This window comes from Roseibium sp., from assembly GCF_965276855.1.
In the GTDB taxonomy this organism is placed as follows: domain Bacteria; phylum Pseudomonadota; class Alphaproteobacteria; order Rhizobiales; family Stappiaceae; genus Roseibium.
This window is the reverse complement of record NZ_OZ255700.1, coordinates 4541284-4563934: the sequence shown is the minus strand read 5'-3', so window position 1 is coordinate 4563934 and position 22651 is coordinate 4541284. Positions and strand designations below refer to the sequence as shown.

19 protein-coding genes and 1 tRNA gene are annotated in these 22651 nt (G+C 56.0%); 11 read left to right on the top strand and 9 right to left on the bottom strand.

Features of this window, described 5'->3' with window-relative positions:
* Positions 1-323 precede the first annotated feature (323 nt).
* Positions 324-2483, top strand: coding sequence for an EAL domain-containing protein (locus ACQY4Z_RS21030; RefSeq protein ID WP_428524550.1), 2160 nt, complete (start codon positions 324-326; stop codon positions 2481-2483).
* Between the two features lie 59 nt (positions 2484-2542).
* On the opposite strand, the gene ACQY4Z_RS21025 is transcribed toward ACQY4Z_RS21030, so the two are convergent.
* A complete protein-coding gene (locus ACQY4Z_RS21025) occupies positions 2543-3304 on the bottom strand; it encodes a substrate-binding periplasmic protein (protein ID WP_428524548.1) in 762 nt (253 codons plus the stop codon).
* Between the two features lie 445 nt (positions 3305-3749).
* On the bottom strand, positions 3750-4484 hold the full coding sequence (locus tag ACQY4Z_RS21020) for a GGDEF domain-containing protein (protein ID WP_428524546.1): 735 nt from the start codon (positions 4482-4484) through the stop codon (positions 3750-3752).
* Between the two features lie 379 nt (positions 4485-4863).
* On the opposite strand from ACQY4Z_RS21020, the gene ACQY4Z_RS21015 reads away from it, so the two are divergent.
* Positions 4864-5703 carry a class I SAM-dependent methyltransferase gene (locus ACQY4Z_RS21015; RefSeq protein ID WP_428524544.1) on the top strand — a complete coding sequence of 280 codons (840 nt, stop codon included), beginning with the start codon at positions 4864-4866 and terminating at the stop codon, positions 5701-5703.
* A gap of 316 nt (positions 5704-6019) precedes the next feature.
* Here the strand turns inward: ACQY4Z_RS21015 and ACQY4Z_RS21010 are convergent.
* Positions 6020-6105, bottom strand: a tRNA-Leu gene (locus ACQY4Z_RS21010).
* Positions 6106-6312: 207 nt separating this feature from the next.
* Here ACQY4Z_RS21010 and map point away from each other — a divergent pair.
* From map to ACQY4Z_RS20995, 3 genes are all read left to right on the top strand, one after another.
* Positions 6313-7143: a type I methionyl aminopeptidase gene (map, locus tag ACQY4Z_RS21005; protein ID WP_428524542.1), complete on the top strand. Its 831-nt coding sequence runs from the start codon at positions 6313-6315 to the stop codon at positions 7141-7143.
* A gap of 8 nt (positions 7144-7151) precedes the next feature.
* On the top strand, positions 7152-7865 hold the full coding sequence (radC, locus tag ACQY4Z_RS21000) for a RadC family protein (RefSeq protein WP_133946770.1): 714 nt from the start codon (positions 7152-7154) through the stop codon (positions 7863-7865).
* 174 nt (positions 7866-8039) lie between these two features.
* Complete coding sequence (locus ACQY4Z_RS20995) at positions 8040-10319, top strand: EAL domain-containing protein (RefSeq protein ID WP_428524540.1); 2280 nt, start codon at positions 8040-8042, stop codon at positions 10317-10319.
* Between the two features lie 12 nt (positions 10320-10331).
* On the opposite strand, the gene meaB is transcribed toward ACQY4Z_RS20995, so the two are convergent.
* Together meaB and ppdK are read right to left on the bottom strand one after the other, a co-directional pair.
* Complete coding sequence (meaB, locus tag ACQY4Z_RS20990; protein WP_428524538.1) at positions 10332-11282, bottom strand: methylmalonyl Co-A mutase-associated GTPase MeaB; 951 nt, start codon at positions 11280-11282, stop codon at positions 10332-10334.
* A gap of 42 nt (positions 11283-11324) precedes the next feature.
* Entirely contained in the window at positions 11325-13997 is a 2673-nt protein-coding gene (gene ppdK / locus ACQY4Z_RS20985) for a pyruvate, phosphate dikinase (RefSeq protein WP_428524536.1), read from the bottom strand.
* 281 nt (positions 13998-14278) lie between these two features.
* Between ppdK and ACQY4Z_RS20980 the strand changes: the two genes are divergently transcribed.
* Positions 14279-16072, top strand: a complete 1794-nt coding sequence (locus ACQY4Z_RS20980; RefSeq protein ID WP_133946766.1) for a tetratricopeptide repeat protein — start codon at positions 14279-14281, stop codon at positions 16070-16072.
* A gap of 11 nt (positions 16073-16083) precedes the next feature.
* Positions 16084-16965 (top strand): 4-(cytidine 5'-diphospho)-2-C-methyl-D-erythritol kinase, encoded by an 882-nt coding sequence (locus tag ACQY4Z_RS20975; RefSeq protein WP_428524534.1) that lies wholly within the window; start codon positions 16084-16086, stop codon positions 16963-16965.
* Between the two features lie 75 nt (positions 16966-17040).
* Here the strand turns inward: ACQY4Z_RS20975 and ACQY4Z_RS20970 are convergent, their stop codons facing one another.
* Positions 17041-18057, bottom strand: coding sequence for a polyprenyl synthetase family protein (locus ACQY4Z_RS20970; protein ID WP_428524532.1), 1017 nt, complete (start codon positions 18055-18057; stop codon positions 17041-17043).
* Positions 18058-18234: 177 nt separating this feature from the next.
* On the opposite strand from ACQY4Z_RS20970, the gene ACQY4Z_RS20965 reads away from it, so the two are divergent.
* Positions 18235-18465, top strand: coding sequence for a DUF2007 domain-containing protein (locus ACQY4Z_RS20965; RefSeq protein ID WP_133946763.1), 231 nt, complete (start codon positions 18235-18237; stop codon positions 18463-18465).
* Between the two features lie 8 nt (positions 18466-18473).
* On the top strand, positions 18474-19289 hold the full coding sequence (locus tag ACQY4Z_RS20960) for a tRNA1(Val) (adenine(37)-N6)-methyltransferase (protein ID WP_428524530.1): 816 nt from the start codon (positions 18474-18476) through the stop codon (positions 19287-19289).
* Positions 19290-19300: 11 nt separating this feature from the next.
* Here the strand turns inward: ACQY4Z_RS20960 and ACQY4Z_RS20955 are convergent, their stop codons facing one another.
* The 3 genes from ACQY4Z_RS20955 to ACQY4Z_RS20945 all read right to left on the bottom strand — a co-directional run bounded on the left by ACQY4Z_RS20955 (position 19301) and on the right by ACQY4Z_RS20945 (position 20553).
* A complete protein-coding gene (locus tag ACQY4Z_RS20955; RefSeq protein WP_055671297.1) occupies positions 19301-19573 on the bottom strand; it encodes an usg protein in 273 nt (90 codons plus the stop codon).
* 148 nt (positions 19574-19721) lie between these two features.
* The gene (locus ACQY4Z_RS20950) at positions 19722-20024 is read right to left on the bottom strand and encodes a c-type cytochrome (protein WP_428524527.1); all 303 of its coding nucleotides are present in this window, start codon (positions 20022-20024) and stop codon (positions 19722-19724) included.
* Between the two features lie 112 nt (positions 20025-20136).
* On the bottom strand, positions 20137-20553 hold the full coding sequence (locus tag ACQY4Z_RS20945; protein WP_428524525.1) for a rhodanese-like domain-containing protein: 417 nt from the start codon (positions 20551-20553) through the stop codon (positions 20137-20139).
* Between the two features lie 90 nt (positions 20554-20643).
* Here ACQY4Z_RS20945 and ftrA point away from each other — a divergent pair, with 90 nt between their 5' ends.
* On the top strand, positions 20644-21654 hold the full coding sequence (gene ftrA, locus ACQY4Z_RS20940) for a transcriptional regulator FtrA (RefSeq protein WP_428524523.1): 1011 nt from the start codon (positions 20644-20646) through the stop codon (positions 21652-21654).
* 58 nt (positions 21655-21712) lie between these two features.
* A complete protein-coding gene (locus tag ACQY4Z_RS20935; protein WP_428524521.1) occupies positions 21713-22651 on the top strand; it encodes an AAA family ATPase in 939 nt (312 codons plus the stop codon).

The following is a 22651-nucleotide window of genomic DNA, read 5'->3' as shown; positions in this document are numbered from 1 at the left end:
GTGAAATCAAGCGGAACGCACCCCAAAGCCCATATTGCGCGCGCTCCGCAGAGACACACAGTTCAATGTCCTACCGTTATTGCCGACAATTTCCAATGCTTTGCAGCCCTCTTCCCCCGGTTGATCTGTGTAACTCCGAGTTCACATTACGGAATTCGCTAGGGTTGTCCGACACCTACGCCGTTTAGTTTAAAATTGGACCAATCGATTCAGATTTCCGTAGCGTTTGAAGTTTACCCTTGCGTGTTGTCTGCACCGCGGGCTCGCTGCGCGCGAATTTGACAAGGATAGCTGCCATAACACGTTTTGGAATGCACTCGTTGGTGGTCCGAATCAGCCTGATCCTGGGCGTTGCTGTTTTGCTTAGCATCGGCCTTGTTTCCGGTATCAGTTATTTTGAAATAGCAAGGACGACCGAAGAAAATTCGACCATTCGTATTGACCGCGCGGCCAAGACCGCAGCGGCAGTGATCCGGTATGGCACAGACCGCGCAATCGACCCCACAAGCGACGAAAACGGCACGCCGCAAGTCCTGACCTTGACCGCACTCTACAACGGTCCGGCAGACCTGCATCCAAATGCATTGTTTGATGAACTTGTTCTGGCCATTGGCAAGAGCAACCAGGGTGCGGCTAACATCTTCAGCTACTCAGAAAAGACTGGTTTGTTCGACCGGATTGCAACGACTTTCCGCAAGCCGGACGGCAGCATGCCACCACCTTTTGCCATCAAACCTGGCCACCCTGCGTATTCAAACCTCTTAAACGGCGCTCCATTCATTGGGAACGTCCCTGTTCAAGGTCGGCTACGCCTTGCTTATTTAATGCCGATCGTCGATGGCGATCGTGCCCTGAAGGGAGCAGCAGCCGTTGATGTTGGCTGGGCCGATGATCTGACGGTGGCGCAAAACCGGCTCAGCAGGCGCCTTTTCACAGCAGCCGCAGTGGTTCTCTTTGCCGTCATGCTCGTGGGCGGGATCTTGCTGCGCAACCAGATGATGCCTTTGCGCCGTCTCGCCGCCGCCGCCCATAGGCTTGCCTCCGGTCAGCCTCAGGCCTCTTTTCCCTGTGCGGACCGTCCAGATGAAATAGGCGACCTTGCGCACGGCCTAGCCAGGGTAACCGAGCTTCAGGAACGCCTCCATAAGCTGGCCTATGTCGATCCGGTCACAACAGGCGGCAACCGTACGAAGTACTTTGCAGATCTCGCTGACGCTCTGGAAAGCGCAGCCGTTGACAACAGGAAAACGGCCCTGATCCAGCTGGACTTTATCGGCTTTGCAAAAATCAATGATACCTTCGGACAGAAGGCAGGCAACCGTGTCCTGATGCAGACCTATACCCGCCTCCGCCGCCTTTTTGGGGAAAGCGCCAAGGTCTCCAGAATTTCAGCCGATGACTTTTGTATTCTTCTCCCGCTCGAGGAAAGCGGCGAACTTTCCGCTGACTTCGCAGGCCGTATTATTGACGTCCTGTCTAATCCGTTCCAACTGGACGAAGGCGAGATCCGGGTCGATCCGCTCATTGGCATCGCATTGCTGCCTCAAGATGCCCACGATGTCGAAACCGCCCATCGGGTTGCCGGCATTGCCCTGAGGGCCGCCAAGGAAGCCGCCCACCAACAGCATATGTTCTTCTCCGAACCGCTCAATGACCGGGTTCAAAGCGAAATGCTTCTGGAAACCCGCCTCAGAACGGCGCTCGCTACAGGACAATTGGAACTCCACTATCAGCCGCAAGTAAATCCTGCCAACGGCAGTCTGGTCGGTCTGGAATCGCTGATCCGATGGCGGGACGGCCAAGGCAACTGGATACCGCCCTGTGACTTCATTCCCCTTGCAGAAAAGACCGGCCTGATCATCGATCTTGGTCATTACGTGCTCGACGAAGCCTGCCGGCAGGCGGCACATTGGCTCACATCCGGGTTTGAATTCGGGCACATCTCGGTCAATGTGTCTCCGATAGAGTTTCAGCAACCAAACTTTGCAAGCAACGTCAGGAAAATCCTCCAACGGTACCAGCTGCCGCCAAACACGCTGTGCCTTGAAGTCACCGAGAACGTATTTGTCGATACCAGCGAACGGCTAGTTCTCGATCTCCTCTTTGAACTTCAAGCAACTGGGGTTTTGTTGTCGCTGGACGATTTCGGATCAGGATACTCGTCCTTGAGCTACCTGCATAAGCTGCCGTTTCAGGAACTCAAGATTGATCGCGCTTTTCTTCAGGATGCGGACCTCTACCCGCAAAAGAAGCAGCTGTATCAAGCAATTGTCGGGCTCGGCAAAAGCCTTGGCCTCAGGGTCGTTGCGGAAGGTGCGGAGACTGAAGGCGAATACCTGCTAACGGTGGGTTTGGAATGCGACAGCCTGCAGGGTTATTTCTGCGCCCGCCCGCATCCGGCGAAAGACATTCCGGACTGCTGCATATCCATTGGTGAAGCACTGAATTCCGACCGTCTGCAATCTATCCGCAAACGCGCTTAAATCCCCGCGATGGAAGCGCATTGGCGCTACCTGGCCTCGGACTCCTATTTATGACGACATCAGTTGTCGGTCTCTGTCATGGACAGAAGGAAATCGGCTCTCGCCTGATCAAGACGCGGCAAATTCTGCTGGAGCCGGTTCCACGCTTCAGTTTTCGTACTGTTTTTCGAAAACGCGAGATAGATATCTGACACGCCAACCGGCTGGGCAAAGGGAGCGACTGTGTCCAGATCGATCCGATGTGCTTCCTCAATCGTCATGAGATGCGGCGCAACGAAACCATCGAGCCTTTCAAGATGCACCGCAGTCAGCAATTCCTCCAGGCTGTCCCGTGACGCGATCCGGGTCTTGCCACTCTCTTCAAGCGCCCGGAAATTTGGATGCATGCGCCCGCTTGCAATTTTTCCAATGGACAGACCGTGCAATTGGGTTACGTCACCGGTGAAATCGTAGGACGGGTTTTTCCTCGCGAAAATCATCATTTCAAATTGGGTGATTGGATTGGTTGGATAGTTGAGCCAATCCTCCCGTTCCGGTGTGTAAACCACCGGAAAAATAAGGTCCGCCGCGCCCTTGCGCACCTCGAGCTGAGCGCGGGGCCAGCTGGTTACTTCAAAATGGACCTGAACGTCCGATTCCGCTGCAGCTGTTTTGACCAGATCAACAAGCAGTCCGCGCGGCTCGTCATCCGGGCCGATTGAAAGATATGGCGGGGTTGAAAAGCCAACGATCAGCAATCTGTTCTCGTCGGCAAGGCTTAAGCCGCCAAACACCAAGGACAGCCACATTCCGGAAAGACATGCCAAGATCCGAAAAGCCAAATAACTGCTCCGCAACCGAGGGCTGAACATCACCGATATCTACCGTAACGGAAATTTCGTTAATGCAAAACTGACAAGAGGTTAAAAACAGGAGCAGACTTTTCCGCAACTCTGGCAGGTCAACACACCTTTAAAGTGCATTACCTCGAAAACTCGTCTAAATATGTGCAATAAGTTCCCTCCCCGTCCCTATGAGGATTGAGTTGCGGGCGTTTTTTCCTTCGGCTGCAGCGCTTCCGCTCTTGTCACCCCATTTCCCTGCCCAGCCGTTGGAGGTGCTTGTCCGGACAGCGATCACCTATGACGGAAAAGCCTGTCCCGCTGTCACCAGTGGGAGTTTTGGTAAGTTCGCCCAGAGGCGTTGGCATCGTTGCGCCGGCCGGTTCCGGTTTTGCTTTTGCGATAGGCTGGAAGTGCCAAATGTGTAGGGACCAGGTTCGTTTTGTCAGGCAGTTACCCGGGCATCATGAACGTCTGTATTCGTGCTGCGAACCACCCTGTTACGCCCGGTTTCTTTCGCTTTGTACAAAGCTTCATCCGCAGATTGCAGGACCTCAACCAATGGCCGTGAGCCGTCGAAAACTTCCAGACCGACGGACACGGTGCAGTTCAGTTCCCTGCCGGAAACCAGAACGTCCTGCCTTTCAACAGCGCAGCGAATGGCCTCGGCCCGCATTTCAGCATGCTGAATGCTCGTATCAGGATAGAACGTCACGAACTCTTCCCCGCCAAAACGCGCCGCAGAACCGTCAGGACGGGTGTTGTCCTTGAGGATATTTGCAACCTCGCGAATGATGAGATCGCCTGCAAGGTGCCCGTGTGTGTCGTTGATCTCCTTGAACCTGTCGATATCGAGCACCATGACAAAGCCCGTATTCGTCTGGCCGGATTGTTCAAATTCCTCTAGGAAGGCAACTCTTGTCAGCAGGCCGGTCATTTGATCATGTCGCACAAGATGGGCGAGCTGTTCGTTGAGCTTGTGAATGCGCAACATCAGTTTCCCGACCCAGAGAGTTGTGACAGGTGCAACCAGCAACGGCACTGTTACGGCCGGAATGAGCGCGGCTGTCTCCAAGCCGTTCGGCGCGAAGATCCAAGTCAACAGCAAAGAGGCGGCAACGGAAACAAAAGTCACCAGCAAAACGAAAATCAACATTTCCGTTTCGTTTTTGACCGTCATCTCGCCTCCTGACCGCATTGCAGACGGACGCCGCCTGCAATTGTTGTGGGTACCAAGCTGGCCTCATCCATAAACGGTATTGGTTGCAACTTGGTTAGACGCCCAGCGAAACCGGCCCGCCGTCTCCAGTTATATGTGGTTTCAGACATCAACGGAGCTATTGTGATGCAAATAGCGTGTTCAGAACGGAACCGCCATCACCACCACCGAACACCGCCAGTGTTCCGGTTTGGACAACGCCGATCCAAGCCACAGCAGCTTCTAGTCACTCTGTTGACTGCCAGGGTTGAGCCTGGTTTTTCTAAATAGCCGCCTGTGAACTAGGATCGCAGCCGTTTATGGCTCGGAAGCAGTGGTATGGCCGAGGGGGCAAATTCGAGTGTTCGGTGAACTTCAGGAAATTTACAAACGGCCTGATCCCTTCAGCGTCTATACCGCTGAAGAACTCTGGACAAATGAGCACCGCTCAAAAAACATGCTGCGGTTTCATCTTGACGGCGCAATAGACGTTTCTTCACGCAATTCCGGGTTTCTGGAACAATCGTCCAGGTGGATTGCGAACCACTTCAACCTCCGCAAGGGAAAATCGGTGTGCGACTTTGGATGCGGACCAGGTCTCTACACCTCCCGCTTTGCACGATCGGGCGCACAGGTCACCGGCATCGATTTTTCATTGAATTCTATCAGGCATGCGCGTGCGCAAGCGCAGCACACAGGAACACCTATCAACTACATGCATGGCAATTACCTCGATTTCCGGACAGATGAGCAGTTTGATCTCATCACGATGATCATGTGCGATTACTGCGCATTGAGCCCGGCACAGCGCCAGCAACTGCTCACCATATGGCGTGACAGCCTTGCCAATAGCGGCGCTGTTCTCCTGGACGTGTACTCCATGACCGCCTACAGGGGCCGGAAAGAGGCAAAGTTCTGCGAAAAAAATCAACTCGGCCACTTCTGGCACACGGACGATTACTACGCCTTTGTCAACACATTCAAATATGACGATGAAGCCGTGATACTGGACAAGTACTCCATCTTTCCGGAACACAGCAAGGCTGAAACGGTCTATAACTGGCTCCAATACTTCTCCCCTGAAAGCCTGGCTGACGAAGTGTCTGGGGCTGGTCTAAAGCTCGAACAGATTTTCGGAAATGTTGCGGGCACAGAATTCTGCGACCGGGACGATGAATTCGCAGTTGTTCTGACCAAATAGGGATAACACCCCCGCATTGGGACGCAGAGACGACGGTGTGAAGTTGGCGGGATAATTTAAACTTTGGCAAAAGAAAACACGGAACAACAGATAGGCCCCTTCCATGACTTTGCGGCGCAGACGCGCCACGTCCAGGAGCTGTGTTTTGAGTGAGATTTCAAGGGATGACCGGCCGACCAGGTGCATTTCAAGAACCGGTCGTTGTTACCTCCCCCCCTCCAGTCATGCAGTTGGGGTAAATTGTGGAGTGGATACCGTGATTTCAGAAACAAAAAGCCGGCTAGAGGCCGATTTGAATCTCTTCGGGATATAGTATTGGTGCGGGCGACGGGACTCGAACCCGTACAGCCTAGGGCCGAGGGATTTTAAGTCCCTTGTGTCTACCAGTTCCACCACGCCCGCAGTACCTACAGCAAATCCCCTAGAGACTTTGCACCGTTTCTGCAAGCCAGCAGCGCGGTTTTCAAATGTTGTTTCTTTCCCGCCCGACACTTCGAGGACTGGAAATTGCCACCTACGGACTGTATGTGGACTAAAAGATCATGGTACGCTCCAATGTGATGCAGCCGACTGGCTGCGCTGGGAGCCCAGAAGCGAGAACACAACTTTATGGTCACCTACATCGATGCCGCCGATGCTCCAATGAAGAACACGGGTCAGGTGCGCCTTTACGGGCCGGAAGACTTTGACGGCATGTTGAAGGCCGGGCAGCTGACGGCATCTTGCCTCGACGCGCTGGCCGATATGGTCAAACCGGGTGTAACCACGCAAGAAATCGACGATTTCGTCTACCAGTACGGAATGGACCACAACGCGATCCCAGCCACGCTAAACTATCGCGGGTATACAAAATCATCTTGCACATCGATCAACCATGTAGTGTGTCACGGCATACCGAACGATAAGGCTTTGCGGGAAGGTGATATCGTCAACATCGACGTGACGTATATCCTTGACGGCTGGCACGGCGATTCCAGCAGGATGTATCCGGTTGGGCAACTAAAACGCGCTGCAGAGCGTTTGATCGACGTAACCTATGAATCCCTGATGCGCGGCATTGAGGCGGCCAAACCGGGCAACACGACCGGTGATATCGGCGCGGCCATCCAGACTTATGTCGAGGCGCAACGCTGCTCCGTTGTCCGCGATTTCTGCGGTCATGGTCTTGGGCGGCTGTTCCACGATACGCCAAACATCCTGCACTACGGACGGCCCGGCGAAGGCGTGGAACTGAAACCCGGCATGATTTTCACAATCGAACCTATGGTCAATCTCGGACGGCCAAACGTGAAGGTCTTGAGCGATGGCTGGACGGCGGTCACGCGCGACCGCTCATTATCTGCCCAGTTTGAACATTCCATCGGCATTACGCCAGACGGGTGTCAGAGTTTCACAACGTCCCCCAAAGGCATCCACAAGCCGGGACTGCCCAACGCCTAAGGAGGCTCATGAGCGAACCGGACGCCGGTTTCTCCGAAAAACCATCGGCAGATACCGGCACAAAAGGACACCGCCAAAGGCTGCGGGAACGGTTTCGTAAAAGCGGTGAGAACAGTCTCGCCGACTATGAGCTTCTGGAGTTTCTTTTATTCTCTGCCCTGCCCCGTCAGGACACCAAACCGATCGCCAAGGCCCTGTTGAAACGCTTTGGCTCGTTTTCTGCCGTTTTATCTGCGCCGCGTCCGAGACTAAAGGAAATCAAGGGCTTGTCGGACAACAGCATCGACACTCTGCACGCCATTCACGCCGCCATCGCCAGATTTCATACCGCAGAACTGAGGGAACGGGAGCTGCTCGATTCCTGGTCCAAGGTGATGGACTATCTGCAAGCTCGAATGGCTATGTCCGAAGTTGAACAATTCCGTGTTCTCTTTCTCGACAAAAAGAACGGGCTGATTGCCGATGAATTGCAGCAAACCGGCACCGTTGACCATACGCCCGTTTATCCGCGAGAGGTGGTACGCAGAGCTTTGGAACACGGGGCAACGGCGATCATTCTGGTCCACAACCATCCCTCAGGAGACCCCACGCCCTCGCGGGCGGATATCCAAATGACGCGGCAATTGGTCGACATCGCCAAACCCCTTGGCATTGAGATCCATGATCACATAATCGTCGGCCTCAGATCACAGGTGAGTTTCAAGGGACTACAACTGATATAGCGTTTGGTTCGCGCCAAAGCCTGAATCGATAGCTTCAAGAATGGATACAAAGCCTTCTGCCCCAAACGTTTTTGGGCATCGCTGAATTTTTTACTAAATGTATTTTTAACCAACAATGTCGGTCAATCCTTAACTGTCGTCACCAATAATGCACCTGTCAAACAGGGCTAGTTAATGCAGACCAAGCTGAAGAACTCAGGTGGGCGGATCGCCAATGTCATCATCATACCGTTGGTGACACTGGTCTTTCTGTCCGTTGTCGGGATCTTCTTCCTGATGCACTGGTCCGCACGCATCTCCGATGAAAGTGCCGAGCAATCACAGCTGCAATTGATTTCCGGAGCACTGCAACTGGTTTCCGATGACCTGGCACGCCAGCAATCCGGTGTTGCGACCTGGGATGCCGCTTTTCACATCACGAACGCGCCCAATCTGGATCAGGAGTGGGTGTTCGACAACATGACCCATTGGCTCTACGCCAACCACGGATTTACAAAATCAGCCGTGGTTGGAAAGGACTATGCCGTCAAGGCGCTGTTTGCACACGACCACAACAACGGTTGGCTCACCCCGGACCTTCTTTCCCGATTGACGCCCGCTATTGCGAAGGTACGGGCCCGTTACATCATATCGTTCCGCAAACTGCCCTCCGGCCTCTTCAGTTATGAACCCAGCCAGTGGAACCAGCGCTATTCCATCTATGAGACCGGCGTCGTTTCAGTGAAGGGTGAACCACATCTTTTCTCCGTTGCAGCAATAGCTCGGCAGATACAGTCGGTTACCCCCTTGAGAACCCCGCCGACCGTGGTTGTGAGCCTCGCCCCGCTTCGGGGTGAAAAAATGTCCGAAATCATGCACATGACCCGACTGGATGGCTTCATCCTTGCGCAAAAACAGACCGATCGTGACGGCATCGGACAGCTAAAACTGCGCGGCCCCACCGGAGGACCGGTCGGCGTCATTGCCTGGCAAGTGGACCAGCCAGGCACGCAGATGCTAAACCGCATCAACCCGTTCCTTGGCATGGCCGCCTTCATGATTACGGCGGTGGTTATCGCCGTTGCCATATTCACCCGTCATATGACCAGGCGCCTTTCGAAAAGTGAAGCGCAGGCCGTGCACACCTCGCGCCATGACGCACTGTCAGGCTTGCCCAACCGCGCCCATTTCCACCGGTTGTTGACGGATATGCTTCAGGACAGCAACAGCCGCGGGATGGAAACCGCAGTCGTCTACATCGACCTCGATCATTTCAAGGACATCAACGACACGCTGGGCCATTCGGCCGGAGACATGGTCATCGTCGCCGTTGCCAAGCGCCTCACCCACGTCTTGAGTGACAACGGCATTGTTGCGCGGATCAGTGGCGACGAATTTGCCATGGTGATTCCCAACTCCAAAAGCGACGAGTGGCTGGAATACATTCTCGATCAAATCCAGGACGAAATCTCCCAACCGATCAAAATCGGTGCCCGCGAACTGCATGCAAGCTTGTCCATAGGCGCGGCCGTTGCGCCCCGCGATGGCATTGACCCGGACGAGTTGCTGCGCAAAGCGGATATTGCCCTTTACGATGCGAAAGCCAACGGCCGGAACAGACGTTCCTTCTTCGAAGCCAACATGGAGCACCATGTTCAGTCGAAGGACAAGCTATCGCGCGAATTGCGGATGGCGCTGAAGAACGACGAGCTCAGCCTCGCCTATCAGCCGCAATCCGATACCGCCGCCCAGCGTATTGTATCCGTCGAAGCTCTCGCCCGCTGGACCAAGGAAGACGGTACCGTCGTTTCTCCGGCACAGTTCATTCCGGTGGCCGAAGAAACCGGTCTGATCAACGAACTCGGTCTTTGGGTCTTGAACAAAGCCTGCGCCAAGGCCCACGACTGGCCGGACGTCGTCATGTCGGTCAACGTCTCGCCCAACCAGTTCAAGCACCCACGCTTCGTCGAAAAGGTCATGGCGATCCTGGCCACGAACAACCTGGCACCTCAGCGCCTGGAAATCGAAGTCACGGAAAGCGTTTTTGCCGGCCGGAACGACACGGTTTTGAAGTCTCTGCGGCGTTTGAAGAACCTCGGGATCAAGGTTGCTCTGGATGACTTTGGGTCTGGATACTCAAGCCTCAGCTACCTGCGTCGATTTCCATTTGACACCTTGAAAGTGGATCGTGATTTCCTGTCTGACATGGACGGCAATCCAGAGGCAGAGGCAATCATCGTATCCATCATTCAACTCGGCAAGGCTCTAGGAATGACGATCGTTGCCGAGGGCATTGAGACCATCGAGCAGATCCGGTTCCTCCAGGCCCACGGCTGTCATCGCATGCAGGGCTATTTCATTTCTCAACCGCTCAATGAGGCGGACCTTGCGCAGTTCCTTGAGGACTTCAAGAAGGAACATGGCGGCGATTTCGGACGCGAATTTGCGTTCAAGATGCGCGCAGCAGAAGTCTGACCGTCTGTTGCTTCAAGTTGCCGTCGGCAGGCACGCGTCCATTTTTTCCGAAAACTCGGTGAAACAGGAAAACGGCGCATGGCGTGCCTGTCCCTCAGCAAGGTCTTGGCAGATCCTAAGACCCGATTGTCCATATTCAGACAGCACGCGGTCACGAAACCAGGCACTGTGCTGGGCGGCCCGGCGTGTCTCCAACCGGCCATCGCTTTGCAGGAATTCGAGATGCGCCTTTACCTGCTCGATCAGCGCCGTCATCCCCTCTCCTGTTTGCGAGGAGACAAGCCCGACAGGGACGGTCCAATTCTTTGAACCCGAAGGTGACAGCGTCAGCGCACCTTTGACGTCTGCAGCTGCACGCCGTGCTGCAGCCCCCATATCAGCCTTGGTCACAGCGACCACATCCGGTAGTTCCATGATGCCGGCCTTCATGAATTGAAGGCTGTCACCTGATCCTGGCTGGATGCACAGGAGAACAGTGTCGGCGGCCTGCTTGAGATCCCCTTCAGACTGGCCGATACCGACAGTTTCCACGATCACATGATCGAACGCGGCCCTCAGAACCGCGATGGCAGCAACCGAATGATCCGACAGCCCGCCAAGCCGATCGCGCGCAGCCATGGAGCGCACAAAAATCCGATCGTCATTGGGGTCGGTTTTCAGTCGGGTCCGGTCTCCTAGCAGCGCACCGCCGGTGATTGCAGATGATGGGTCGACCGCAAGAACAGCAACACTGCCGCCAGCATTCCGGAACGCACGAATGAGCGCATCGGTCAGCGTTGACTTGCCAACGCCCGGCGGGCCGGTCAGTCCAAGGACATGGCCTTTGCCCTGAGCGGCAATCCGATCCAGAAATGCTGCCGTCTCCGGTTTATCGGCGTCCGTTTCGATCCGGGTGAGAACACGGGATAAAACCCGTTTCCCACCGGATCTCAAGGCATCGAGGTCCGGAAAAGGCTCAGGCATGACGCCAGCCTCTTTCACCAATGCGCTGCAAAGGCCTGCTCATCAGTTCGCGGACGCCTTGCGCAGGGCAGCTTGTGCCGCGGCCAAACGCGCAATCGGCACCCGGTAAGGCGAACAGGACACATAGTCCAGATCGACGCTCTCACAGAAAGTGATTGAAGAGGGATCACCCCCATGTTCACCGCAGATGCCGAGCTTTATGTCCGGACGGGTGGACCGGCCCCGCTCGACACCGATCTTGATCAGTTCTCCAACCCCTTCCGGATCCAGCGACACGAATGGATCCTGCTCAAGGATGCCTTTCGTCTGATACGTTCCAAGGAAGGACGCCGCATCATCACGAGAAATCCCAAACGTTGTCTGCGTCAGATCGTTCGTGCCGAAGGAGAAGAACTCAGCGCTTTCAGCAATCTCAGCCGCCTTGAGCGCAGCGCGCGGCAACTCGACCATTGTGCCCACCTGATAGGTCAGCTCTGCACCGGTTTCTTCCGTGACGGCCTTGGCCATTGCCTCAATGCTGGACCGGACGAGATCCAGCTCGCCCTTTAGCCCGACGAGCGGCACCATAATCTCTGGAACCACCGGCGCCCCCGTAGCCTTCGCCGCAGCGACGGCAGCTTCGAAGATTGCCCTTGCCTGCATTTCCGCGATTTCCGGATAGGACACCAGCAACCGGCAGCCACGATGGCCGAGCATCGGGTTGAATTCTTCGAGCGACAACGCACGATCACGCAAAAGTTCTGGATCCGCGCCCATCGCCGTCGCAACGTCCTTCAGTTCCTCATCCGTCTTCGGCAGGAACTCGTGAAGCGGCGGATCGAGAAGACGGATCGTAACCGGCAGGCCGTGCATAATCTCAAAGAGATCCGTGAAATCCTGACGCTGCATTGGGAGCAGCTTAGCGAGTGCCGCGCGGCGGCCTTCCTGGGTTTCAGCAAGGATCATTTCACGAACCGCAAGGATGCGATCACCCTCAAAGAACATATGCTCAGTCCGGCACAGACCAATGCCTTCGGCGCCGAATTCACGCGCGACCTTGGCGTCCTGCGGCGTTTCCGCATTGGTCCGGACAGTCATTCGGCGGCCGCGATCCGCCCAGCCCATCAACGTCCCGAAATCACCGGAGAGTGTCGGCTGCAGCATCGCCACTTCACCGGCCAGTATCTGACCAGTGGCCCCGTCGATCGTGATGATATCGCCTTCTTTGAGCTGCCGTCCGCCGACGTTGATTGTTTGATTGCGATAGTCAATCCGCAGCCCACCGGCTCCGGCTACACAGGGTTTGCCCATGCCGCGCGCAACAACGGCTGCGTGGCTGGTCATGCCGCCGCGGCTGGTCAGAATGCCTTCAGCGGCATGCATGCCGTGGATGTCTTCCGGGCTGGTCTCAACACGAACAAGGATGACCTTCTTGCCATCGCCCTTGGCTTGTTCTGCAGCATCCGATGTGAACACGATTGCACCCGATGCCGCACCGGGAGAGGCCGGCAGCCCGGTCGACAGGATGTCACGCTCAGCCTTCGGATCGATGGTCGGGTGCAACAGCTGATCAAGTGCGCCAGGCTCGACACGGAACACAGCTTCTTCTTCTTCCAGCATGCCTTCTGCGACCATATCTACCGCGATCTTAAGCGCCGCCTTGGCGGTCCGCTTGCCCGCGCGGGTCTGCAGCATCCAGAGCTTGCCTTGCTCAATTGTGAATTCCAGATCCTGCATGTCTTTGTAGTGGCGTTCCAGCTTGTCGCAGTAAGTCTGGAACTCCGCGAAAGCCTCCGGCATTAAAGCTTCGAGCGACGGATTGGAAGACCCGGCCTCAATGCGAGCCTTTTCGGTAATGTCTTGCGGTGTCCGGATACCGGCTACAACGTCTTCGCCCTGCGCGTTGACTAGGAACTCACCATAAAGGCTGTTCTCGCCGGTGGACGGATTACGGGTGAAGGCAACGCCAGTGGCGGAATTCTCGCCCATGTTGCCGAAAACCATGGCCTGAACGTTCACAGCTGTGCCCCATGAGGCCGGCAAATCGTGCAAACGCCGGTAGGTGACCGCACGCGGTGTCATCCAGGAGCTGAAAACGGCACCAATTGCGCCCCAGAGCTGCTCTTGCGGGTCCTGCGGAAACGGTTTGCCCAGCTCTGCTTCGACCAGTGCCTTGAACTTCTCGATGATGCCCTGCCAGGCCTCTGCGGTGATTTCTGTATCCAGAGTGAGGTCGTTGCGTTCCTTGTATTCCTCAAGGATGTCTTCGAACTCGTGATTGTCGACGCCGAGAACCACATCGGAATACATCTGAATGAAGCGACGGTAGCTGTCGTAAGCAAACCGAGCGTCTCCGGATTCGCGGGCAATCGCTTCCACGGTGCCGTCGCTGAGGCCCAGGTTGAGGACCGTGTCCATCATTCCAGGCATGGACGCACGGGCACCGGAGCGAACAGACACCAGAAGCGGCCGGTCAGGATCGCCGAACTTCCGGCCAGTTACTTCACCAACCTTGTCCATTGCCGCGGCCACCTCAGCTTCGAGCGCTGGCGGATAGGACTTCTCGTTGTCGTAATAATAGGTGCAGACTTCGGTGGTGATCGTGAATCCGGGGGGCACCGGCAGACCGAGGCTGCTCATCTCGGCAAGGTTCGCCCCCTTGCCACCGAGCAGGTTGCGCATGTCTGCTGCGCCTTCTGCAGAACCATTGCCGAACCCATAGACCCACTTGGTCATATTCCAATTCCTCCGCATGGTGCCGGGAGTACTTTCGCCCCCGCCTGATATTGCACCGCACATACCTGCTACGGTGTTGAAAGAGCATCAAGTCCTTTTTACCGGAAACCCGCCCTTTTAAGTCGTTAGTCTATGTTTTTCCAACGCAGGGCAAAGGCGAAAGGATTTAAACCCTCAGAAAGTTATCCCCCTCACCTTGCCGCTCAGCCTTAATAGCGCCATTGTCGGTTTTCATACAGATGCGTCCCCCCAAACGGGAGCAATCAATTCTGCGAGGACCAATGACACAGTTGACCGGCGCCATTTCGAAGTCGATCCGAAAGCCGCTCAAATTGAAACTTCTGGCTCTTGCGAGCGCTGCTGCTCTGCTTCCGGCGACTGTTCTAGCAGACACAAATGCACAAGACGGCATTCCAAGAACGCTTGGAACTCCTGCCGAACTTCCCTTTACGCTGTCTGGCAGCTATCTTTCCGGTCGCCTCGCAGGCTTTCAAAAAGATTTTGCCCAAGCTGCTGCTTTTTATGAAGAAACCCTTGCCGCAGACCCATCAAATCCGATGTTGCTGGAGCGAACTTTTCTACTGAAGCTCGCAAACGGTGATGTGGACGATGCGATCCGCTATGCCGCCGATCTCGACCGAGGCGTTCAGCGGAATTTCCTGGCGCAGCTTGTCTTGGGCGCAAAGGACGTACGCGACGGTAATTATGGCGCCGCGATCGAGCTGCTGAAGGAGGGCCGGAATGGTCCACTGGCTCAGTTATCCGTCGGTATCGCACGCGCTTGGGCTTATTACGGCGCCGGCCAAATCGACGAAGCGGCCAAGACCATCGACAACCTACGCGGGCCCGAGTGGTTCGATGTCTTCAAGGAAACCCACAAGGCGCATCTTCTATTTACAGCCGGCCGGAACGAAGCAGCCCTTGAGGCCATCGAAAAAGCCTATGAGATGGATCAAGGGGCCATCCGCGTCGTTGACGCCCACGCCCGCCTCCTCGCGGCCAATGGTCGCCAGCAAGATGCGCTGAAGGCGCTGGATCAGTTCGACCGGCAATACCGCGGCCATCCACAATTGGACCGGACCCGTGAGATGATCGTGTCAGGCGCTGTCATCCCGCCGACTGTTAGCGACCCAGCTGTCGGCATGGCGGAGATCCTATACGGCCTCGGCGCCGTGATCGGTCGTGACGGCGGAGAGGAACTGTCGACCTCCTACCTTCAGCTGGCACTGTACCTTGATCCGGCTGCAGAATATGCAGCGGTCGCGCTCGGCAACGTCTTTGAGCGGATGGATCAGCCTGACCGTGCCATCGAAGCCCTCATGATGGTGCCTGACGACAGTGCCTTGAAGCGGGAAGCCGAAATTCAAGTTGGGCTGAATTTCAATGCTCTTGATCAGGTGGACGAGGCCCGCGCTCATTTGGCGGCGCTCATCGAAAACGACCCGGGTGATTTGGAAGCCGGGATTGCTCTGGGCAATGTTCTGCGGTCCCACGAACTCTATGAGGAAGCTGAGAAGGTTTACTCAGCGTCCATCGACACAATCGAAACGCTTGAGCAACCGCACTGGCTGATCCTCTACTTCCGCGGCATCAGCCGGGAGCGCTTGGGTAAGTGGGACGAGGCCGAAGCCGATTTCCGCAAAGCGCTTGAGTTGGAAGAAGATCAGCCTCTGGTCCTGAACTACCTCGGATATTCTCTTGTGGATCAGGGCCTGAAGCTTGATGAAGCACTGGAGATGATCAAGACGGCCGTAGAGCTGCGGCCAACCGATGGTTACATCGTCGACAGTCTGGGCTGGGTCTATTACCGGTTGGGCCGCTATGAGGAAGCTGTTACGGAACTGGAACGGGCCATTGAGCTGCGGCCGGCCGATCCCGTGATCAACGACCATTTGGGCGATGCCTATTGGAAAGTTGGACGGCGCAACGAGGCGCGCTTCCAGTGGAACCATGCCCGAGATCTTGACCCCGAAGAGGATGAACTTCCCAAAATCCTCGACAAGATAGAGAACGGTTTGCCGGACCCAGCGAACACGGACGCCGCGAACGCTGCAAGTGACAACAACGGCGGCTGACCGGACGGATCATGCCAGACCACAAGCAAACGGCTGTCAGGGCAGAACTCGCCCGGGCTAAAGTGAACCTTGCACTTCACATCACCGGTCAACGCAATGACGGCTATCATTTGCTGGAGTCGCTCGTTGCTTTTCCGCAGATAGGTGACCGGATTGCTCTTGAGCCGTCCGAGAAACTGGAGCTGGTCATCGACGGCCCGTTTGCCCGGGAACTGGGTCTAGCTGGAGACAACAACCTGGTCTTACGCGCAGTCCGGGGATTTGCCGAAAGGGCAAAGATCGACGCCCCGTCGGTCAAAATCACCTTGACCAAGCGGCTGCCGGTCGCCTCCGGCATCGGCGGCGGGTCCAGCGATGCTGCCACCACGCTCCGCCTTCTGGAGGACGTGACCGGCATTTATTTGAGCGATGAAGATCTTCATGAACTCGCCGCATCGCTCGGCGCGGATGTTCCAGTTTGCCTCAGCCCCGAACCGCAAGTGATGCGGGGGATCGGCGACGACCTCGCCGCAGCCCCTCTCCTCCCTGATTGCGGCATCATTCTCGTCAATCCGAAGGTCACCCTCGAAACGCCGGATGTCTTCAAAGCCTTGGACAAGAAGAACAATCCGCAGCTGGCAACAATGCCGGATGCGTTTGATGATATTGCCGCGCTGTTTGCCTATTTGACGAACAGCCGCAATGATTTGCAAACGCCTGCCATGTCGGTCTGTGGCGCCATCGGTGAGGTCTTGAATTTCCTGCAAGGGGACAGCCGGATCCTTTTTTCACGAATGTCCGGATCCGGGGCGACTTGTTTCGGCCTGTGTGCCCCAACCGAAATGCGCGCAATTGAAACCGATCTACGCACCGCGCATCCCGACTGGTGGATCGCCTCTGGACCGTTGAGCTGAGAAAAGCACCACTTAAAATCAAAACGGCGCCCCAAAAGGACGCCGGATTGAGTCAGCAACTAGCCTCTAGAGCAATCAACTAACACGCGCGATGCAGAACGCCACAGCATCTGCAAGCGCATCCGTGTGAGCACCCGCTGGCAATTGATCCAACGCTTTGAGGGCATTGTCGCCATAGGTCCGGGCCCGCTGAACGGTTTCTGAAATCGCATCGTATTTCTTCAAGAGCTCGATGGCCTCGGCGAGATCAGCATCCGTGACATTGTCGCCTTCCATACAGCGCTTCCAGAACGCCCGATCCTGATCGGTGCCGCGCGCAACAGCAAGCACCACCGGTAGGGTAATCTTGCCTTCACGGAAATCGTCTCCAACATCCTTGCCGAGATCCGCAGACGATCCGCCGTAATCGAGCGCATCGTCCACCATCTGAAATGCGTATCCGAGCTCCAAGCCGTAGGTCCGTGCTGCCTTGCGCATAACGTCGTTTTGGCCGGCGATTTCCGGACCGACCTCCGCTGCGGCAGCAAACAAAGCTGCGGTTTTCGCCTCGATGACCCGCAGATACTCGGCTTCTGTCGTCTCGATGTTTTTCGACGCACCGAGCTGAAGAACTTCACCTTCAGCAATGATGGCCGATGCTTCGGAGAGAATGCGCAGTGCTTCCAAAGAGCCAGTGTCGACCATCATCTTGAACGCCTGGCCCAGGAGATAATCCCCAACCAGAACACTCGCCTGGTTGCCCCAAAGCTTGCGGGCTGCCAGTTTGCCTCGGCGCATGTCGCTTTCATCGACTACATCGTCATGCAGCAGCGTTGCTGTGTGCATGAACTCCACACTGGCTGCGAGAATCACATGTCCGTTGCCCTGGTATCCAAACATGTCTGCGCAGGCGAGCGTCAGCATCGGGCGCAGGCGTTTGCCGCCGGATGAAATCAAATGCTTTGCGATTTCCGGGATCAGATCCACATTGGACCCGGCCTTGGAAAGGATCAGTTCATTCACGTCTGCCATGCCAGGCGCCACCAGATCCACAAGGGGTTGGATGCTTGCGCGAGGCGTTGCGTTGTCAGACAAGGTTGCGACCACGGCCACTGACGGCACTCCTGTTACGATTTGTGCGGACAATATGGCGCGAATGTCTCCGGGGCAAGCCGCCAATCCGTTGACAAACTGTTGAAATGCCACAATCAGCATATTTTGCTGTAAAGCAATTCCTTAGAGAGCGTCCAGCAGCAGCGCGGGGCAAAACCGGCAAGGGTCAGATTTATAATGGAAGAACTTGTAAGAACAAACGATCCTGTCCTGATCTCGTTTCTGGAATCGCTGCTTGGCGAGGCTGATATCAAGCATTTTGTCGCAGACGGCAACATGAGCATTCTGGAAGGCTCACTCGCCATGATTCCACGCAGGATCCTCGTCGACAGCGATCAGATTGAAAAAGCGCGCATGCTCGTGCGCGAAGCGGGTTTGGAACACGAGCTGCGCCTTGAAAGCGAATGACAGCGGATATGACGGACCAGCTCCAACCATCCGAGACCGACGGCAAACTTGATACCACTCGAGACGCCTTTTTGGGCGGCAAGGTCTATGTGCACCAGCCCAAACATGGCCGCCACCGCGCGGGACTTGATGCGGTTTACCTCGCTGCGGCTTTGCCCGATGGATTGAGCGGTCACATTGTGGACCTCGGCGCAGGTGTCGGAACCGCAGGGTTTTGTGCAGCTGCCCGCTTGCCGAAGATTACAGTGACAGCAGTAGAGCTCGATCAGACTGTTCTCGAACTCGCGCGGGAAGGACTAAACGATCCTGCAAATGCCTCATTTGCAGATCGCGTCCATCTCTTGGAAGCTGATATCACGGCTAAGGGAAGTGTGCGCCATGCAGCGGGACTTAGGTCCGGCATGGCTGATCACGTCATCATGAACCCGCCTTACTATGAGGCGAACCGGTTCCGTGCCTCGCCCAAGACGGCCCGCGCGGGAGCACACATGCTCGATGAACGGGGCCTGGAGCCCTGGGTGAAAACAGCAACGGACATCGTGAAAGTTGGCGGCACACTGACCATCATCTTTCGCGCAGATGGCTTAAGTGAAATTCTGAACGTCCTCTCTGGCCGGTTTGGCGCGATTGACGTTCTCCCCTTGCGGCCACGTCCTGACGCAGCCGCAACACGTGTTCTGGTTCGGGCAGTGCGGGCGAGCAAAGCTCCGCTCACACTGCTGCCGGGCTTCGTTCTTCACGACGGACCGGAAAACGAATTCACACCGGAGGCGAAATCCATCTTACGGGATGGTCAGGGGCTCGGCATTCCGCTCCGCCGCTGACAGCTGACGCTCTAGTGCATCACGAATTCACCGTCGGCATAGCGAAATTCCGCTGGTTCGATCAGGTTCTGATGTGCAACGCGGACCGCATGGATCCGTCCCTCGATCTCGCGTTCCCAGAACGTTAAAAAACGGGTCAGCTCAGGAAATTTCGGCGCCAAATCCTCTGTCTGCCACAAGAAGGACTGCAACAACCTGGGATGATCCGGCATGCGGTAGAGTATTTCCGCGGTCAGCAAACCGTATCCGAGCAATCGTTTTTCGAAGTCTGAGCCAACTGTCATGCCACGTATTCCTTTCCCTTTAAGAAAAGTGTCGCTGCAAACAGGTTAACCAATTCTATGAACGAGTGACAATTAGACGAATTCTTGATCTTTGGCAGCAAACCCCATCGAGTGCTAGCAATTCAAGATATTTAGCACTTCAAAACTGTCATTTTGCTTGGATGGAGGTCAGATAGCCCAAAAAGGCATCAATGTCACCCGGCTCGAAGGCAATTTCTGGCATGTTTTCGTGCGCGGTGACGATGCCTTCAGCGAGGCTTTCTTCAAGACTTTCTAGTGGATAAAGGCTGGAGAGGTCCCTGAATGCCGGCGCACCTTCCTGGGCGCTTTTATCATCAACGGCCACAGCATGGCAGGCGGCACAATGGATCTCCGCTATTTCGCGGCCGCTCGCAAGACTGGCCGGATCCGTTGGATAGGTGCTACTGGCTGCAAGAGCTGGTCCGCTCAAGATACAAGCAAACAAGCCTGTCCAAAAAAGCGCATTGGTTCGCAAAACGAGTCTCCCTTCCCTCACTTGCGTTTCTTATACGCCGCAGGCCAGGCTTGCGCCATACGCAGCTTTACTCTGCTGCCGCGGTAACTTCCGATCCTGAAAAGGCAAAGCCCTCGTCTTCCCAACCGGTTAGACCGCCAATCATGATTTTTACAGGGCGGCCAAGCTCAGCGAGCTTCACCGCCGCCCGATCTGCTCCGTTGCAGTGTGGCCCAGCGCAATATGTCACAAAAACCGTGTCCTCCGGCCAGTCTGCCATGCGCTCTTCCGTGATGTCCCGATGCGGCAAATGCAGCGCCCCCGGAATATGCTTTTTTGCAAAGGTCTCTGACGATCCGACAACGTGAAGAAGCACAAAATCCACGCATCCAGTAGCAAATGCGTCTGCAACATCTGCGCAGTCCGTTTCAAGGCTGAGGCGTGCGGAAAAATGCCGGAAAGTATCTTCGGAAGAAGCTGGCGGGATATCAGTTACAAAACTCATGGCGGGTCTCCTATCTCGGTTGATTGACCGAACCATAGGCGAAGGTCGATGGGCTGGCGTTTGGCACGAAAGACAATTATCATAAATATCATGCCAAATACGGACGTTGCCTCTCAGTCTTCGGACAGTGCGCCCAACAAGCGCGTAGTCGCCCTTGCTTATGACGGCTTATGCCTGTTCGAATTTGGCATTTGCTGTGAGATCTTCGGCCTCAAGCGCCCGGAGATGGGAGAGGATTGGTACCGTTTTGAAGTGGCCAGCCTCGACCCGGGAAAACCAATGCGGGCGTCCAACGGTGTTCGGGTGGAAGTGGACGGCGGCCTTGATCTCTTGAAAGCGGCCGGAACAATTCTCATTCCCGGCTGGTCCGGCATAAATGATCCGGTGCCCGAGGCTTTGAGAGATGCCCTCCGCGAGGCGCATGCCAACGGTGCGCGTTTGCTGTCGATTTGTTCGGGCGTCTTTGTGCTCGCGGCAGCCGACCTTCTTAATGGCAAGCGGGTTACGACACATTGGCGGTATAGCGAAGCCTTGTCGGCGCAGTATCCGGAACTCGTGACCGTCCCCAATGTCCTTTACACAGACAACGGCCAAATTCTAACCTCGGCCGGAAGTGCTGCCGGAATTGACCTTTGCCTTCATCTCATCCGCCGTGACTTTGGCCCGTCAGCTGCGAATAGCGTGGCGCGGCGGCTCGTCGTTCCGCCCCACCGGGAAGGTGGACAGGCCCAATTCGTCGATACCAGCGTTCAGTTGCCCACAGAAGCAAACCGCTTCGGACCGCTGTTCGACTACCTGCGCGCCAATCTTTCCGGAAATCATACGATCAAGAGCCTCGCCGCACGGTCCGGGATGAGCGAGCGGACATTCCTTCGCCGGTTTGAGAGCGCAACCGGAACAACCCCTGCCCGCTGGGTTACGGGTTTGCGGCTTCAAAGGGCAAAAGACTTGCTGGAAGAAAGTGCTCTCTCTATCGACCAGGTCGCAGATCAGACCGGGTTTGGGACGGCCGCCACGATGCGCCACCATTTCCGGGAAATGCTTGGCACTTCGCCGACCCGCCACAGGCGCCTGTTCCAAAGTACCAGCAAACAGACCTAGGCTCCGCTCCCTGTTCGTTTATATATAGTCCAAAACCAATCACTCCCGGGAGCAGTTCATGCCGCAATCTGCCATTCCAGCGACGATCGACGAAACGCTCCAGCTGATGGACGAGGCCGGATATGTCGCCGACCGGTCCCTTGCAACTGTTCTGCATCTTGCGCTGAAGATGAAACGTCCCCTCTTTCTGGAAGGCGAAGCCGGTGTCGGCAAGACCGAGATTGCAAAGGTGTTGTCGTCAACGCTCGGCCGCGACCTCATTCGCCTGCAGTGTTACGAAGGGCTCGACATCGCGTCAGCCGTATATGAATGGAACTACCCGGCACAGATGGTTGAAATCCGGGTCGCGGAAGCCTCCGGCGATACCGAACACTCCGAGCTTTCGAAGTCGATCTTCGATGAGAAATTCCTGATCAAGCGCCCAGTCCTTCAGGCACTTGAACCGTCTCTGAACGGCGCACCGGTGTTCCTCATTGACGAACTGGACAGGGCGGACGAAGCCTTTGAAGCCTTCCTCTTGGAAGTACTCGCCGACAATCAGGTCTCAATTCCGGAGCTCGGCACCGTCAAGGCCGAGGAACCGCCGATCGTCATCATCACGACCAACCGAACCCGGGAAATCCACGACGCGCTGAAGCGCCGTTGTCTCTATCATTGGGTCGACTATCCCGACGCCGAGCGCGAATTGGAAATCGTCCGCCGGAAGGTTCCCGGCGCCTCAGAACGCCTGGCCGATGAAGTTGTTGCCTTTGTTCAAAAACTGCGCACGGAAGAAGACCTCTTCAAGCAGCCAGGCGTCGCAGAAACACTGGATTGGGCCACCGCCCTCTCGGAACTCAATGAAATCGCGCTTGATCCGGACATGGCCTCCGATACGCTTGGCGTTCTTCTGAAATATCAGGACGACATCGAGCGGGTTCGTGGTTCAAAGGTCCGGCAGATGATCGACGACATTCGCAAGGACGAACCGCGTCCCCAGACCATGCCGGCCCTTTAG